Origin of the sequence: Dysgonomonas sp. Marseille-P4677, from assembly GCF_016652235.1 — a bacterium.
In the GTDB taxonomy this organism is placed as follows: domain Bacteria; phylum Bacteroidota; class Bacteroidia; order Bacteroidales; family Dysgonomonadaceae; genus Dysgonomonas.
In genome coordinates, this window is record NZ_JAEPKU010000092.1 from 1 (window position 1) to 17,019 (window position 17,019).

Consider the following 17,019-nt stretch of genomic DNA (forward strand, 5'->3'; position numbering starts at 1 on the left):
GAACTTTGTATTGCAAAGTAAATTTTAAAATATTGAATTGCCAAATATTTTTATAGATTTTAATTAGAGAAATAAATTTATGGTATTGATACAGTATTTGATTTAGAAAAAAACGATTAGAGATAATCTGTACTATTCAATAAAAATAACGACCTTTGCAACCTAAAGTTTAAATATTGATATCAGATGATTGAAATACATAAAATTCCTTCACCATGTTTTGTTATGGAAGAAGAATTACTCCGGAAAAATCTTTCGCTTATAAAATCAGTAAAAGACAGAGCCGGCGTAAATATAATATTGGCATTCAAAGCTTTTGCTATGTGGAAGTCTTTTCCTATTATCCGTGAATATATCCCTTACTCAACAGCAAGTTCTGTCTATGAAGCTCAATTAGCATATGAAGAGATGGGAAGTTTAGCCCATACATTTTCGCCGGCTTACACACATGAAAACTTCCCCGTTTTTGTACGTTATAGCAGCCATATAACATTTAACTCTTTATCTCAGTTTGAGCATTTTTATCCCGAAACATTGAAATATAGGAAAAAGGTTTCATGTGGTATCCGTATCAATCCTGAATATTCGGTGGTTGAAACAGATTTGTATAACCCGTCTGCACCCGGTTCTCGTTTAGGAATTACCGCTGATCAGTTGCAGGACGAATTGCCGGAAGGGGTAGAAGGATTGCATTTTCATTCTCTTTGCGAATCATCTTCGTATGATCTGGAAAAGACTTTAGAACAGATAGAAGTAAAGTTTGGTCATCTATTACCAAAAGTAAAATGGTTTAATATGGGTGGAGGCCATTTGATGACCCGTGAAGGATATGATGTGGAGCATTTAATAAAATTATTACAATCATTCAAAGCAAAATATCCTAATCTGGAGATTATTATGGAACCGGGGAGTGCCTTTGCTTGGCAAACAGGAGTTCTTGTCTCTACTGTAGTTGATATTGTAGAGAATAGAGGCATAAAGACTGCTATATTAGATGTTTCTTTTGCATGTCATATGCCCGATTGTTTGGAGATGCCATACAAGCCGTACATAAGAGGTGCGTATCACGAACCTGTTGAAGGTTTGCCTACCTATCGTATGGGAGGTAATAGCTGTTTGAGTGGTGATTTTATCGGAGAATGGTCTTTCGATAATCCTCTATCAGTGGGAGACAGGGTTATATTTGAAGATATGATACATTATACTACAGTAAAAACAACTATGTTTAACGGTATATCTCATCCTGCAATCGCTTTATGGAACAGATACAACCAATTGGAGGTTTATCGTGAATTCACTTACGATGACTATAAGAATAGAATGAGCTAATCAATCTAGAATGTTAAAAATGAGATTCCAGGCAATATCATATTCATCTGGGCGTTTCTTATTTAGAAAACTAGATCAAATGCTGCCTATGAAGAAAATTTTTACTCAAAAACAATTAGAAACAAAAAAAGAGAAGGTTGTCGCACCTTCTGACAAAACACTAGATTTTTTGAAACAATTCGCGCGGACATATTATGTCGAAAAAACATTGTCTGCTACACTTGGCGGACTTTGTGTAAATTAATTCAATAGAACAAAAGAAAGGGTGCAAGACTTATGTTTTGTACCCTTTTGTTTTTGAGGCTTATTTCCTTTTTACTACTTTTGTCTTATATGATAAGAGTAGTAGTAATGATAAGTATTGATGCAATGTTGTCCTAAAAGTAATTTTGCATTTGTACTAGCCAAATAATAAATAGGTCTCGGACTTTAAAATAAATGATATGTCTCACAAAATAGCACCCTCACTTCTTTCTGCCGATTTTTTAAATTTGCAAGCTGACGTAGAAATGATAAATAACAGTGAAGCTGATTGGTTTCATTGCGACGTAATGGACGGATCTTTTGTTCCTAATATATCTTTCGGTTTTCCTATAATAAAGCAGATTAGCAAAATAGCAAAAAAACCTTTGGATGTACACCTTATGATTGTAAATCCGGATAAATATATCTCTCAGGTAAAAGATGCCGGTGCATATATGATGAATGTGCATTACGAGGCCTGCACACATCTTCATCGGGTAATAGGAGCTATTCATGATGCCGGAATGAAAGCAGGTGTTACTTTAAATCCGCACACGCCTATTTCTTTACTTGAAGATATTTTGCAAGATGTAGACATGGTACTCTTAATGACCGTTAATCCCGGATTCGGGGGGCAGAAGTTTATCGAACATTCGCTAACGAAAGTTGCACGACTCAAAGAAATGATATTAAAACGTAACTTAAATACTTTGATTGAGGTAGACGGAGGTGTAAATCTGGAAACAGGGAAACAGTTGATTGATGCCGGTGCAGATGTGCTTGTAGCCGGAAATGCTGTATTTGCAGATGCTAACCCTACAGAAATGATTCGTAAATTGAAAAGTATAGTATGATAAGGTTTTAGCTTTTTAAGAGTGAGAAATCCTTTATCTAATACACCTTTTCTACTTTTTCTGATTCCGTTAATATTAGGGATCTTATTACAGTATTATTTTAAAATAGAATATCTAAGCATAGCATTTTCTCTGATAGGAGTAATTGCTATGCTTTTCTCTTATTTAATTGTCGAGGAAAAGCAATTTCGTTGGCGTTGGTTATTCGGCTTTGGTCTAAATCTGTTTCTTGTCAGTATTGGAATTACGACTACAAGTTATTCGCAACAACAGTCTGAATTTGAATTCTCCGGAAATAAAGAAGTTTATCAAGGTATAGTTAGCGATACCCCTCAAGAGAAGCCTGGTTCTACTGCATATAAAGTTTATTTACCGAATGAAGATAAATCAATTATTTGTTATTTTCAGCGAGATGAGTCACATAATAAGATATTAAGGCCTGGAGATGGTTTTTTATTTCAGGGAAGAATTCAACCATTCACAAATATGGGAGACTTTGATTATGCTCGTTATATGTATAACCAGGGAATTTCAGGCTCGGCATATGTGTCGCTTCGGGCATGGGAAGAAACTGGAATAACTTCTTTTTCTCTTCGATATTTTGCATTGAATTGTCGTCAGCAGATGATGGATTTCTATAAAGCTTTGGGTTTTAATGAAACAGAATACAGTATTCTGTCGGCATTGACTCTTGGTTATCAAAACGATTTATCCGATGATATAAAGCAAGGCTTTAGGACGACTGGTACAGTACACGTTTTATCAGTCAGTGGCTTGCATGTTGGTATTATATATCTTATGGTAGGTTTTCTTCTTGGGTTTATACGTCGAGGAGCAAAATATTATTGGCTTAAACCATTATTTATTATGGTACTACTTTGGTGTTATGCCTTTATTACAGGGCTACCGACATCTGTAATTAGGGCAAGTGCTATGCTTACAGTTTTTTGTGTCTCTGATATTATCGGACGAAAAAGCTTTTCGGCCCATGCTCTATATATAGCTGCATTCTTTATTCTATTATTCAGCCCGTTTTCTTTGTTTGATATTGGTTTTCAATTGAGCTTTATGTCCGTATTATCTATTCTTTACCTGCATCCAAAAGCTGTATCAGCGTTGAAGATAGAGAATAAATACGTGAGAAAAATCTGGCAAATATTTACTTTGTCTATTGTTGCCCAGTTGGCTACATTCCCGTTATGTTTATATTATTTTGGAACATTTCCGACTTACTTTTTTATTACAAACTTGCTGATTGTTCCATTAGTCACATTCATAACTTATGCTGTTGGTACAATCGCTTTAGCTAAGATGCTAAGTGCTCTGTTACCTGTATTTAGCTTTTATTTTTATTATTTGCCTGTAAAGGTTTTACAAATATTAGTAACGGTGATGAGCTATCTTATTCATTTTTTTGAAAGCCTTCCTTTTGCATTGCTTGAAAATGTAAGAATATCTTTCTTGGGCTTAATCCTATTGTTTGCTATGATTGTAGGCTTTCTCTTTTTCTTTATTCGTAAGAAGTCTAGAGGATTAATTTTTGGTTTGTCGGCAATACTCCTTTTATTGTTAGAGCAGATATGTAATAACCTCAAAATTATGCCTTAATTGTTCTCTGACTGTTCCTCCGATTTTACAAATTATCTAAAGAATGTAAAAAACTAAATATTCCTTGTTACGATGTATCTGAATATAGTATTTTTAGTCTCTTTTTTTGTATTTTTGTTGCCTTATATAATATAACGAGTAACAAAACGTGTTTGGAAGGTAGCTTCAAATCAAGATATACACCTAATAGTTACACTAGTAAAAAAGAAAAATTGGTCTCTGATCATAAAATAAGGAGTATAAATAAATGATTTCAAAGGTAATAGCAAGTCATAAGATAACTGAGGTGGAGGAGTTACTTAACCAATATGATAAGATAGTAATTGTAACACATGTTTCACCCGATGGTGATGCTATTGGTTCCTCTTTGGGGTTGTATCATTACCTCAACGATTTAGGTAATAATGTAAATGTAATTGTACCAAATTCTTTTCCTGATTTTCTTAAATGGATTCCGGGAGCAAAAGATATTTTAAACTATGAAAAATATCCCGAATTTGCTCAGAAGCTGATCGCTGAAGCTGAGTTGATTTTTTGTCTCGATTTTAATGTACCTAAGCGTTCATATCACTTAAGCCCGTTTATCGAAGCAGCTAAAGCGAAAAAAATATTAGTTGATCACCATCCTGAACCGACTGAATTTTGTGATGTAATGATCTCATATCCTCAAATATCATCGACCAGCGAACTTATTTTTAGGCTGATTTGTCGTATGGGCGACTTTGAAATAATGAGCCATGAAAGCGCAACGGCTATTTATACAGGTATGATGACAGATACCGGAGCATTTACCTATAATTCTAATGGGGCCGAAATATATTATATTATTGGAGAATTGTTGAAAAAAGGTATAGATAAAGATCAGATATATTCGAATGTTTATCATAATTATTCTGAAGATCGATTTCGGATGCTAGGATTTACATTATGTGAGAAAATGAAAGTATATTCCGAATATAATGCCGCTTTAATCTGGCTGACAAATGAAGAGCAAAATAAATTTCATGTAAAAAAGGGTGATACGGAAGGATTTGCTAACTTGCCTTTAAATATAAAGGGTATTATTTTTTCAGTTTTTATTCGTGAAGACAATGAAATGATAAAAATTTCGTTTCGTTCACAAGGGACTTTCCCCAGCAATAAGTTTGCTGAGGATTGTTATGGTGGCGGTGGACACCTCAATGCTGCGGGTGGTGAATTTTATGGAACAATGGATGAGGCTGTCGCTATTTTTGAAGAAGCCTTACCCAGATACGCTGATTTATTAAACAAAAAATAAGATACAACTAAATAATTTTAATAATACATGAAGAAGATTATTAGCGTTATATTTGCATTAATGGGCTTTGCCATTCTGTTTTCTGCTTGCGGGGGAGAAACATATGCAGATAAATTGAAAAAAGAAACAAAGGCGATCAATCGTTTTATAGATGCAAATGGAATAAAGGTACTGAATGAATACCCCAGTAATAATGTCTTTGCAGAAAATGAGTATTATAAAGATGCAAATACCGGAGTTTATATTCGTGTTATCAATCCGGGTAACGATGACAAACCTTCTAGGGAAAAAAAGACTGATGTATATTTAAGATACGAAAATATCTTAAATATGTTGAATGAAAATGATACATTAGCTACTAGCAATCAACAAGGTGTGTATATGACCTTCAAGTACGGAATGTCTTCTACTTATACGGGTGCTTCTTCCTCCTCTCTCTATGGATCGCAGATGTACTATTTCTTGTCTCAGGCTTGTGTAATACCATTAGATCATGGATTGGGGAATAATGCAGAGGTAAGTTTGATCGTGCCTTTTGCTTCGGGTTCTACTTATCAGCAAACAGCTTATGTCCCACTGTATTACCAAACTTTGAAGTATAGGTTTACAAATGATGAACCGGAAGAAAACTAATAAATAATTAAACTATGGCTTTAATTAAATCTATATCAGGGATTAGAGGTACTATAGGCGGAAAAGCCGGAGAAGGCCTCAACCCATTAGATACAGTTAAATTTGTATCTGCCTACGCAGCCTTTATAAGAGAAAATGTAAGGAATGGATCTAATACCATTGTTGTCGGACGTGATGCTCGTATCTCAGGAAAAATGATGGAGCAGATAGTTGTTGGTACGCTAATGGGGATGGGATTCGATGTGGTAAATATAGGTTTAGCCACAACGCCTACAACAGAATTGGCCGTTACATTCGAAAATGCTTGTGGAGGTATTATTCTTACAGCTAGTCATAATCCCAGACAATGGAATGCACTAAAGTTACTAAACGAGAAAGGTGAATTTCTTAATGCTAATGAGGGAGAAGAAGTTCTTCGCATTGCTGAAAGTGAAGACTTTAGCTTTGCTCATATAGATCATTTGGGTACTCTTAAAGAAAAAGATTATACAGATAAGCATATACAAGCTGTTTTAGACTTAGCTTTAGTTGACGTTGAAGCTATTAAGGAGGCAGATTTTGAAATTTCTATAGATTGTGTAAATTCAGTTGGCGGTATCGTTCTGCCTAAATTGCTAAAAGCTTTAGGTGTGAATAAGATAAATGAAATCTATTGTACTCCAAACGGTGATTTTCCACATAATCCGGAGCCATTACCAGAGCATCTTAAAGATATCTCGATTATGATGAAGACTACAAACTCCGATGTAGGATTTGCTGTAGATCCGGATGTTGACCGTTTGGCTATAATTTGTGAAAACGGTGATATGTTTGGTGAAGAATATACATTGGTAGCTGTAGCCGATTATGTTTTAAAGCATACTCTGGGTAATACTGTATCCAATCTGAGCTCGAGTCGTGCATTGCGTGATGTAACCCGTAAATATGGATGTGAATATAATGCTTCGGCTGTTGGAGAGGTAAACGTAACGACTAAAATGAAAGCGACTAATGCAGTTATAGGAGGTGAAGGCAATGGAGGTGTTATTTATCCGGCCAGCCATTATGGACGTGACTCACTTGTAGGTATAGCTTTATTCTTGTCGCATATGGCGCATGAAAAGAAAAAGGTAAGCGAGATAAGAGCTGCTTATCCTCAATATTATATAGCAAAGCAAAAGGTCGAGCTAACGCCAAGTATTGATGTTGATGCTATACTAAAAGCTGTGAAAGAAAAATTTAGTCAATACGATGTTACAGATATCGATGGCGTAAAAATTGATTTTCCTGACAAATGGGTGCATCTTCGTAAATCAAATACCGAGCCTATTATTCGAGTATATTCCGAAGCGCATACAATGACAGAAGCCGAAGAAATTGGCGGTCTGATTATGGCAGTCATAAAGGAGTTAGCGAATTAAGATATGAATAAATTAAAATAGCAGTTTTGTTAAAAGCTGCTATTTTTTTATCTTTATGCGTTTGGTAATTATTGAAAATAAACATTCTAAATGAAAAATATCTCATTCAAGGGCTTTACTCCTAAAACCTTTCAGTTTTTCAACGACCTGAAAGAGAATAATTATAAAGAATGGTTCGATACGAATAAGCATATATATGAAAAAGAACTGCTAGATCCTTTAAAGGCATTGGTAACTACCCTTTCTCCAACGATGTATAATATCGATCCGGCGATGGAATTACGCCCACATCGAGCATTATCGCGTATTTATCGAGATGTTCGTTTTTCTAAGAATAAAGATCCGTATAAAGATTTTATGTGGATGGCTTTTCAAGTTCCGGTAACACGTGAAGAGTGGAAAGATTATCCCGGCTATTTTATGGAATTGACAGCAGATAGCTATACGCTTGGTTTAGGCCTTTTTCAACCAAAGAAAAAGGTGATGGATAATTTGCGGGAAGAAATAAGTCTCAATCCAACCGAATTTCAAGAAAATACTCAGTCTTCCGTATTTGATCGTGGGTATATAGTTTATGGTGAGGAGTATAAAAGACCTATAGCAAATGAACTTTCTGAATATTTTCAACCTTGGATTCAACGAAAAGGAATTTGGGTCGCTAAGACCAAACCAATAGGTGAAGAATTATATTCGGCCGATTTTGCAACTCTAATAAAAGAAGATTTCGAGGCATTAGAATGGTTGTATAATTTTATGAAAGATGTAACAGAATTATAATAATGATAAGTTTAATACGTACACATAGTAACAATGCTGATTTCTTTCAACTAATTGAAGAGTTAGATTCATTCTTGAATATGCGTAATGGTGATCTTCAGGCTCAATATGACGCTTATAACCTCATCGAGAAACTAGCAACAGTTGTTATTGTGTACCATAGTAATAGAGCGATTGGTTGTGGATGTTTCAAAGAGTATGATAAAAATAGGGCGGAGCTGAAAAGAATGTACGTAAACGAACAGTTCAGAGGTACTGGAACTGCATCCAGATTATTGGACGAATTAGAAAAATGGGCTACAGAAAAGAACTATAAGGGAATGATACTCGAAACTGGAGTTCATCAGTTGGAAGCAATAAGGTTTTATCAGAAGAATGGTTATGTTATAATCGAGAACTTTGATCAGTATGCAGGTAATGAGAATAGTATATGTATGAGTAAACCATTATAAGTTAATTATATTTTAATCAAAAATTTAAGATTCAAATGAAGAAAATAAGAGCTGCAATTGTCGGATACGGTAATATCGGACAATATGTATTGGATGCAATTATCGCATCACCGGATTTTGAAGTAGCAGGAATTGTTCGTCGCGATCCGAACAATATTCCGGAAGAACTGAGAAGTTATCCAGTTGCAAAATCAGTAAAAGAATTGAAAGATATAGATGTAGCTATACTTTGCAGTCCCACACGTAGCGTTGAAGAATATGCAAAAGAATGTCTTTCGTTAGGTATCAATACGGTTGATAGTTACGATATTCATGGAGGAATTGTAAATCTTCGCAAAGAATTAGATACTGTGGCCAAGGCAAATAATAAAGTCTCTATTATATCGGCCGGTTGGGATCCGGGTACAGATTCTATGGTTCGTTCCATGTTAGAATTTATGGCGCCAAAAGGAGTTACTTATACAAATTTCGGTCCGGGTATGAGTATGGGGCATACAGTTGCAGTAAAAGCAATCAAAGGAGTGAAAGCTGCTTTGTCGATGACAATTCCTCTAGGAACAAGTATACACCGCCGTATGGTATATATAGAAGTTGAAGAGGGTTATAAATTTGAAGAGGTGGCTGAAGCTATCAAAACTGATGATTATTTTGCACATGATGAAACTCATGTGATGCAGGTAGATTGCGTCGATAGCCTTAAAGATATGGGGCATGGTGTGAATATGGTTCGCAAAGGAGTTTCTGGTACAACACAGAATCAACTTTTCGATTTCAATATGAAGATTAATAACCCGGCTCTTACTGCTCAGGTTTTAGTCGCTTCTGCCCGCGCAACGATGAAGCAACGTCCGGGTGCATATACAATGATTGAAGTGCCGATTATTGATTATATATATGGTGATAAAGAAGCCTTGATAAAGAAATTGGTATAAAACTATCTGGTATATATATTATAGGTTATGAGTTATGAATATTATATTTGTAACTCATAATTTTTTATAGTATTATAATATGATTTGTTTTCCTAATGCAAAAATAAACTTAGGTCTGAACGTTGTTTCAAAACGGAGCGATGGCTATCATAATCTCGAAACAGTGTTTTACCCGATCAATGTAAAAGATGCTCTTGAGATAATCGTTAAAAAAGACCAAAGTAAGGATACATTCATAGAGGCTGGTATAAAGGTTGATTCACCTCCGGAAGGCAATTTGGTGATGAAGGCATTAAGGCTAATGCGTGAGTATTACGATTTTCCATCAGTGGAAGTACATCTTCTGAAAAAAATTCCTTTTGGTGCAGGTATCGGAGGTGGGTCGGCAGATGCTTCTTTTATGTTGAAATTACTTAATAAAACATTCGAACTGAATGTTTCGGATGATGAATTAATATCACTGGCTGTCCGTCTAGGAGCCGATTGTCCGTTTTTTATATACAACCAGCCTGTATTTGCACGTGGAATAGGTGAGGTGTTGGAAAAGATCAGCCTGTCTCTGAAAGACTTCCATTTTGTCCTTATAAAGCCGGATATTCATGTGTCTACAAAGGATGCATTTTCTTTGATAAATCCACAATTACCGAAGAACTCTTTAAAAGAAATCGTAGAACAGCCTATCTGTTCTTGGAAAGACTTAATGGTTAATGATTTCGAAAAAAGTGTATTTACTAAATATCCTATAATAGGTGAGATAAAAGATGATTTGTATAAGAGAGGAGCAGTGTATGCTTCAATGTCTGGTTCGGGATCATCTGTTTTTGGAATTTTTAAGGAAGATTTAAAAGATATTGAAAGTCTCTACTCAGGCTGTTTTACTTGGACTGGGCTAGGATTATGATCTTTATCTCTCTTTATTTTCCAAAAATAAAATCGTATCTTTGATAGTTACTATCTATTTAAAATTTTGGTTAATAACTCCTCAATGAAGAAAATTATAATGTATTTTATTCCTGTTGTTTGTGTATGTGCGATAGCTATAATGTTATTGTCAAATAACAGCCAGGAAGAGGTGGTGTCTAAAGCTCCATATGTATTATCTATGACCAAATCAGTAGAAGTTCCGCATAAAGTGGAGTTTGCCGGAGAAGAGTTAGTCTTGGATAGATATGATCTGCATGAGCGTTACGATCGCGAAATAAATGGTTTTACATACCTTCATTCCTCTACATTGCTTCTTATAAAAAGAGCTAATCGGTATTTTCCTATAATAGAGCCGATCCTAAAAGAAAATGGGGTTCCCGAAGATTTTAAGTATCTGGCTGTTATAGAAAGTAGCCTCGATCATAGGGCCGTGTCGCCTGTGGGTGCAGCAGGTTTATGGCAATTTATGCCTAAAACAGCACCAGGCTACGGATTAGAGGTGTCGTCGGAAGTCGATGAACGTTATTCTATCGAAAAATCTACAGAAGCTGCTTGCAAATACTTGAAACAGGCTTATGCCAAATATGGAACCTGGACCAGTGTTGCTCTCTCATATAATGCAGGGCAAGGCCGTATTAGTGGTGAGTTGGAAAAACAACAGGCTGAAGATAGTCTGGATTTATGGTTAGTGAGTGAAACCACCCGTTATTATTTTCGTATGTTAGCTATAAAACAATTGTTTGAAAGTCCCTCAAAGTTTGGCTTTATACTTACCGAAAAAGATTTGTATAAGCCAATGGAGTTTACAAAAGAAGTAGTTACACAGTCGATTCCCGATCTGGCTACATTTGCTAAAGATAAAGGTATTACTTATGCTCAATTGAAAGATTTCAACTCATGGCTTAGGGATCGAAAACTTACTATTTCGGCGAAGAGTCGCAGTTCGTATACAATTCTTATACCTACACAAGAGTCACTTTACTATAAAAAAGGAGGAAAGGTGAAAGTACATGATAGATCATGGATTTCGGCAGATTAAAAGTAAATATGTTTAGATAATAACTATTTGTTATACTAAAAGGTCTATGAACCTAAATGTTAGAAAAGGAGTAATTCTATTTAATGGAAACAAATATACAAGAAGATACTAAAGAGACTATAAGCGTGTATGGGGCACGTGTACACAACTTAAAAAATATAGATGTAGAAATTCCCCGCGATTCACTTGTGGTTATAACAGGACTTAGCGGGAGTGGAAAATCATCATTAGCTTTCGATACAATTTTTGCAGAAGGGCAACGTCGATATATAGAAACATTTTCGGCTTATGCCCGTAATTTTCTCGGGGGAATGGAACGTCCTGATGTAGATAAAATAACCGGACTGAGTCCTGTGATATCGATAGAGCAAAAAACAACGAATCGTAATCCCCGTTCTACCGTAGGTACTACCACCGAAATATATGACTTCTTACGCTTACTTTATGCACGCGCCGGAGATGCCTATTCGTATCTCACTGGAGAGAAGATGGTAAAGTATACAGAAGAGCAGATTTTGGAACTTATCATGGAGCGCTATATAGGAAAAAAAATATATCTGCTAGCTCCCGTGGTGCGTAATCGTAAAGGACATTATAAGGAATTATTTGAACAAATCAGCAAGAAAGGATACCTCTCCGTACGTGTAGATGGTATTATTCGTGAAATCTTGCCCGGAATGCGTGTCGATCGCTACAAAATGCATAGCATAGAAGTGTTGATAGACAAACTGCAAGTGTCCAATAAATTTGTTGAAAACCTGAAAGCCAGCTTACGTACAGCAATGAAGCAAGGAGATGGACTAATAATGATTCAGGATGTAGATTCAGGTGATGTGCGTCATTTTAGTCGTCAACTCATGTGTCCTACCACCGGACTGTCATACAGCGAACCTGCCCCACATACATTCTCATTCAACTCACCTCACGGCGCTTGTCCTAGATGTAAAGGGCTTGGCTATGTGAATCAGATAGATATGAGTAAAATTGTACCAAAGCCACAGCAGAGTATTTATGCAGGAGGTATAGCACCTTTGGGAAAATATAAGAATTCTTTGTTCTTCTGGCAGATTGAAGCAATCTGTGAGAAGCATGGCGTTACAATAAAAACGCCGATAAAGGATATTCCTCAGGAGGCTATTGATGATATCATGTTCGGTACTGACGAGCGATTGCAAATAAAAAATGAATCGCTGGGTAGTTCCAATTATGTTGTCGCTTTCGATGGAGTAGCTAAATATATAGAAATGCAGCAGGATAGTGATTCTTCTGCATCGGCTCAAAAATGGGCTGAACAATTTATTAAAACGGATGTTTGTCCCGATTGTAATGGACAACGTTTGAATAAAGAGGCTTTACATTATAAGATAAATAATAAAAATATAGCTGAACTTGCTGAAATGGATATTCAGCGTCTGTATGAATGGATACAGGATATGGATGTGCATATTTCGGAACGTCAGAAACAGATTGCATCCGAGATTAAGAAAGAAATTGTTTCACGTTTGTCTTTCCTATTAGATGTAGGTTTGAGTTATCTGTCATTAAATCGAGCTTCTGTTACTTTATCAGGAGGGGAAAGCCAGCGAATACGATTGGCTACCCAGATAGGATCTCAATTAGTAAATGTTCTTTATATTCTCGATGAACCAAGTATTGGATTACATCAACGAGACAATGACAGGTTGATTGATTCTTTGAAGAAACTACGTGATACAGGGAATTCTGTTATTGTAGTGGAGCATGATAAGGATATAATGCTTCAGGCAGACTATGTTGTCGATTTAGGACCTTATGCGGGGCGTAGAGGCGGAAAAGTTGTGTTTTCCGGCACGCCGCAAGAAATGCTTAAAGCAAGCACGATGACGGCAGATTATCTGACAGGTAAACAAAAAATAGAAATACCCCAAAAAAGGCGTAAAGGGAATGGTAAAAAGATCTCTATAAAAGGAGCCACAGGGCACAATTTAAAAAATGTATCGGTTTCTTTTCCTTTAAATACATTCATTTGTGTAACCGGAGTTTCGGGCAGTGGTAAGTCGAGTTTGATAAATGGAACATTGCAACCCATAATAAGCCAGCATTTATATAAGTCTTTGACAGATCCGTTGCCTTATAAGTCGTTTGAGGGTATTGATAATGTAGATAAGGTGATAAGTGTCGACCAGTCCCCTATAGGGCGTACGCCACGTTCCAATCCGGCTACATACACAGGTGTATTCTCTGATATACGTAATCTGTTTGTTAATCTTCCCGAATCGAAGATAAGAGGATACAAGGCCGGTAGATTCTCTTTTAATGTAAAGGGGGGGCGTTGTGAAGTTTGTGGAGGGAATGGCTACAAAACTATAGCAATGAATTTCTTACCTGATGTATATGTTCAATGTGAAGAATGTCATGGGAAACGTTATAACAGGGAAACCTTAGAGGTTCGTTTTAAAGGGAAGTCTATAGCCGATGTTTTGGATATGACAATAAATATGGCAGTCGAATTCTTTGAGAATGTACCATATATTCTACATAAGATAAAAGTGCTGCAGGAAGTTGGCTTAGGATATTTGAAATTAGGACAGCCGTCAACAACTCTTTCAGGAGGAGAGTCGCAACGAATAAAATTAGCTGCAGAACTTGCACGTGTTGATACGGGTAATACAATATATATTCTTGATGAGCCGACGACAGGATTACATTTTGAAGACATTCGTGTATTGTTGGGCGTTTTGAATAAGCTTGTCGATAGGGGTAATACAATTATAGTTATCGAACATAATCAGGATATTATCAAAAGTGCTGATTACATTATTGACATGGGCCCTGAGGGCGGTGTAGGTGGAGGTACTGTAGTGGCTTTTGGGAAGCCGGAAGAGGTTGTAAAAGTCGGAAATAGTTTTACTGCTGAATATTTGAAGGCTGAATTGAAAAACTGAAACTACGGAAAAGTATAAAAAAATAAAAAAAATAGACAACATCTATTTGCAATGTGTAAAAATTGCTATCTTTGCGCTGTCTAAGTATCTTTCGGTAGTTAGATGTCAATAATAGAGTTTGGAAAGGAAATAATTTCTATATTTATAGAATCTTTGAAGATTTACTCTTGTAACTAATAATGAATTGTTATAATTGGCTCTACCTGATTGATAAACGGAATATATTAATGAATATTTCCGAGCTTATATGTTTGTGCTTTAATTTTCAGCTATCTGGAAATGGGTCAAAATGCATTAATTGAACGAATTATTACTAATGATGAATATCGATCGCTTTTAGTCGATACAATAATTAGTATTTAAGATATTAACGAGCATAGAGTTGGTTCCTGAAATTACGAATGAACCAAGATCAGGCTGCAATCAACTCTATTGTGTAGTTTTGTAAAGTTTGTGTTAAGGTTGGGAAGTCTGCGAAGTTGATTTCGCGGACTTTCTGTTTTTTATAAGCAGACTGTTCTTTTCTATTATAATATATCCTTTTTTGATTACCTTTGTTTCCGAAATTTTAAAGGAGCGAAAAAATAGTTATGACTCAATTATCCTTATTAGAAAAACTTGAAGCTTTGGTTATCCGTTTCGAAGAAATCGGAAAATTAATAACAGATCCTGCCGTGATTGCAGACATGAAACGTTATGTAAAGCTTAACAAGGAATATCGGGATCTGGAAAAAATAAGCAATGCTTGTAAAGAATATAAACAGTTGCAGGCAACTGTGGCTGAAGCTAAAAGTATTCTCGAAAATGAAGATGATGCAGAATTACGTGAAATAGCGAAAGAAGAGCTAGATATAGCAAATGATCGTTTTCCTAATTTGGAAGAAGAGATAAAACTATTATTAGTTCCTTCCGATCCTCAGGATAGTAAAAATGCTATAGTGGAAATTCGAGGAGGAACAGGAGGTGACGAGGCTGCTATTTTTGCAGGAGACTTATATCGAATGTATATAAAATATTGCGAAGCAAAGGGTTGGAGAACAGAAGTTACAAGTCTCACTGAGGGTTCTTCGGGTGGATATAAAGAAATAATCTTTACAGTGACAGGTGATGGCGTTTATGGTATTTTGAAATACGAATCGGGTGTTCACCGTGTACAGCGTATTCCTGCAACGGAAACTCAGGGGCGTGTCCATACATCTGCAGCTACTGTTGCGGTATTGCCTGAAGCAGAGGAGGTTGATGTGGAAATAAATCCGGCAGATATAGAGATGCAGACAGCTCGTTCGAGTGGAGCTGGGGGGCAAAATGTAAATAAAGTAGAAACAAAAGTTCAGTTGACGCATAAGCCTTCTGGGTTAGTTGTTGTTTGTCAACAATCACGCTCTCAATTAGCTAATAGAGAGTTGGCTATGCAGATGTTGAGAACCAAGCTGTATGATATAGAGCTCTCTAAATATAATGATGAGATAGCTTCGAAACGCAAAACAATGGTTTCTACAGGTGATAGATCTGCAAAGATCAGAACCTATAATTATCCACAAGGTAGAGTTACAGACCACCGTATCAACCTAACCTTATATAATCTGTCTGCCGTTATGGATGGAGAAATTCAGCCTATTATTGATCAATTGATTGTAGCTGAAAATGCAGAACGATTGAAAGAAAGCGAACTATAAGATAGTAAAAGGAGTAAGTAGTAGATCTATTCTAACTGATTTATTGCCTGTCGTTCAAAACTTTAAATAAAATAATTATGACTAAGCAGGAATTATTTGAAAGTATTAAAAGAAAGAAATCCTTTCTTTGTGTCGGGTTAGATACCGATATAAATAAGATTCCATCACATCTGTTAGAAGAAGAGGATCCTATCTATTCCTTCAATAAGGCTATTATAGATGCGACAGCAAAATATTGCGTTGCATACAAGCCTAATGCCGCATTCTATGAAAGTAATGGAATAAAAGGTGTTTTGGCATTAGAGAAAACGATAGAATATATTCGTATTAAATACCCGGATCAGTTTATTATCTTAGATGCTAAGCGGGGAGATATCGGAAATACATCAGAGATGTATGCTGTTTCTGCATTCGAACATTTAAAGGCTAGTGCAATAACAGTTGCGCCATACATGGGTGAAGATAGTGTGAAGCCATTTGTTAAGTATGCAGGAAAGTGGGTTATTCTTCTAGCTCTGACCTCTAATAAAGGTTCAGCTGATTTTCAATTAACTGAAGATAAAAACGGTGAACGCTTATTTGAGAAAGTATTGAAAAAATCGCAAGAATGGGCTACAGACGAACAGCTTATGTATGTTGTGGGCGCAACTCAAGGTGAAATGTTTACTGATATACGAAAAATTGTACCGAACCATTTCTTGCTTGTGCCTGGAGTTGGTGCGCAAGGTGGAAGTTTAGCTGAGGTGGTGAAATATGGCATGAACTCTCAATGCGGTTTATTGGTAAATTCTTCGCGTGCGATTATTTATGCTGATAATACTCGTGAGTTTGCGTTCGCTGCTACAGCCGAAGCTAAAAAAGTACAAACTGAAATGGCTGGATATCTGGAGGAATTGTTTGCATAATATTTAAATATATCATATATTTAAATCCTGTTATATATTTATAT

The 17,019-nt window shown here is 36.0% G+C and carries 15 protein-coding genes; all 15 read left to right on the forward strand.

From position 1 onward, the window contains the following. The first annotated feature begins 186 nt into the window (after positions 1–186). Positions 187–1,329: a carboxynorspermidine decarboxylase gene (gene nspC, locus JGH11_RS14150; protein WP_201112884.1), complete on the forward strand. Its 1,143-nt coding sequence runs from the start codon at positions 187–189 to the stop codon at positions 1,327–1,329. An 88-nt stretch (positions 1,330–1,417) separates the two neighbouring features. Continuing rightward, entirely contained in the window at positions 1,418–1,573 is a 156-nt protein-coding gene (locus tag JGH11_RS14155; protein ID WP_201112885.1) for a hypothetical protein, read from the forward strand. A gap of 199 nt (positions 1,574–1,772) precedes the next feature. Further along, positions 1,773–2,426 (forward strand): ribulose-phosphate 3-epimerase, encoded by a 654-nt coding sequence (gene rpe, locus JGH11_RS14160; RefSeq protein WP_201112886.1) that lies wholly within the window; start codon positions 1,773–1,775, stop codon positions 2,424–2,426. A 21-nt stretch (positions 2,427–2,447) separates the two neighbouring features. Next, positions 2,448–4,034 carry a ComEC/Rec2 family competence protein gene (locus JGH11_RS14165; RefSeq protein WP_201112887.1) on the forward strand — a complete coding sequence of 529 codons (1,587 nt, stop codon included), beginning with the start codon at positions 2,448–2,450 and terminating at the stop codon, positions 4,032–4,034. Between the two features lie 247 nt (positions 4,035–4,281). Continuing rightward, the gene (locus JGH11_RS14170) at positions 4,282–5,313 is read left to right on the forward strand and encodes a bifunctional oligoribonuclease/PAP phosphatase NrnA (RefSeq protein ID WP_201112888.1); all 1,032 of its coding nucleotides are present in this window, start codon (positions 4,282–4,284) and stop codon (positions 5,311–5,313) included. Positions 5,314–5,340: 27 nt separating this feature from the next. After that, positions 5,341–5,946 carry a DUF4827 family protein gene (locus JGH11_RS14175; protein ID WP_201112889.1) on the forward strand — a complete coding sequence of 202 codons (606 nt, stop codon included), beginning with the start codon at positions 5,341–5,343 and terminating at the stop codon, positions 5,944–5,946. A gap of 14 nt (positions 5,947–5,960) precedes the next feature. Then, positions 5,961–7,346 (forward strand): phosphoglucosamine mutase, encoded by a 1,386-nt coding sequence (gene glmM / locus JGH11_RS14180; protein ID WP_201112891.1) that lies wholly within the window; start codon positions 5,961–5,963, stop codon positions 7,344–7,346. 90 nt (positions 7,347–7,436) lie between these two features. After that, entirely contained in the window at positions 7,437–8,123 is a 687-nt protein-coding gene (locus tag JGH11_RS14185) for a DUF2461 domain-containing protein (RefSeq protein ID WP_201112893.1), read from the forward strand. Between the two features lie 2 nt (positions 8,124–8,125). Next, entirely contained in the window at positions 8,126–8,575 is a 450-nt protein-coding gene (locus JGH11_RS14190) for a GNAT family N-acetyltransferase (protein WP_201112895.1), read from the forward strand. Positions 8,576–8,610: 35 nt separating this feature from the next. Continuing rightward, positions 8,611–9,507, forward strand: a complete 897-nt coding sequence (locus tag JGH11_RS14195) for a diaminopimelate dehydrogenase (protein ID WP_201112897.1) — start codon at positions 8,611–8,613, stop codon at positions 9,505–9,507. A gap of 79 nt (positions 9,508–9,586) precedes the next feature. Next, on the forward strand, positions 9,587–10,408 hold the full coding sequence (gene ispE, locus JGH11_RS14200) for a 4-(cytidine 5'-diphospho)-2-C-methyl-D-erythritol kinase (RefSeq protein ID WP_201112899.1): 822 nt from the start codon (positions 9,587–9,589) through the stop codon (positions 10,406–10,408). 84 nt (positions 10,409–10,492) lie between these two features. Beyond that, positions 10,493–11,470 carry a lytic transglycosylase domain-containing protein gene (locus JGH11_RS14205; protein WP_201112901.1) on the forward strand — a complete coding sequence of 326 codons (978 nt, stop codon included), beginning with the start codon at positions 10,493–10,495 and terminating at the stop codon, positions 11,468–11,470. Positions 11,471–11,553: 83 nt separating this feature from the next. Then, a complete protein-coding gene (uvrA, locus tag JGH11_RS14210) occupies positions 11,554–14,394 on the forward strand; it encodes an excinuclease ABC subunit UvrA (RefSeq protein WP_201112903.1) in 2,841 nt (946 codons plus the stop codon). A gap of 590 nt (positions 14,395–14,984) precedes the next feature. Then, complete coding sequence (prfA, locus tag JGH11_RS14215) at positions 14,985–16,070, forward strand: peptide chain release factor 1 (RefSeq protein ID WP_201112905.1); 1,086 nt, start codon at positions 14,985–14,987, stop codon at positions 16,068–16,070. A 77-nt stretch (positions 16,071–16,147) separates the two neighbouring features. Then, the gene (pyrF, locus tag JGH11_RS14220; protein WP_201112908.1) at positions 16,148–16,975 is read left to right on the forward strand and encodes an orotidine-5'-phosphate decarboxylase; all 828 of its coding nucleotides are present in this window, start codon (positions 16,148–16,150) and stop codon (positions 16,973–16,975) included. The last annotated feature ends 44 nt before the right edge of the window (positions 16,976–17,019 follow it).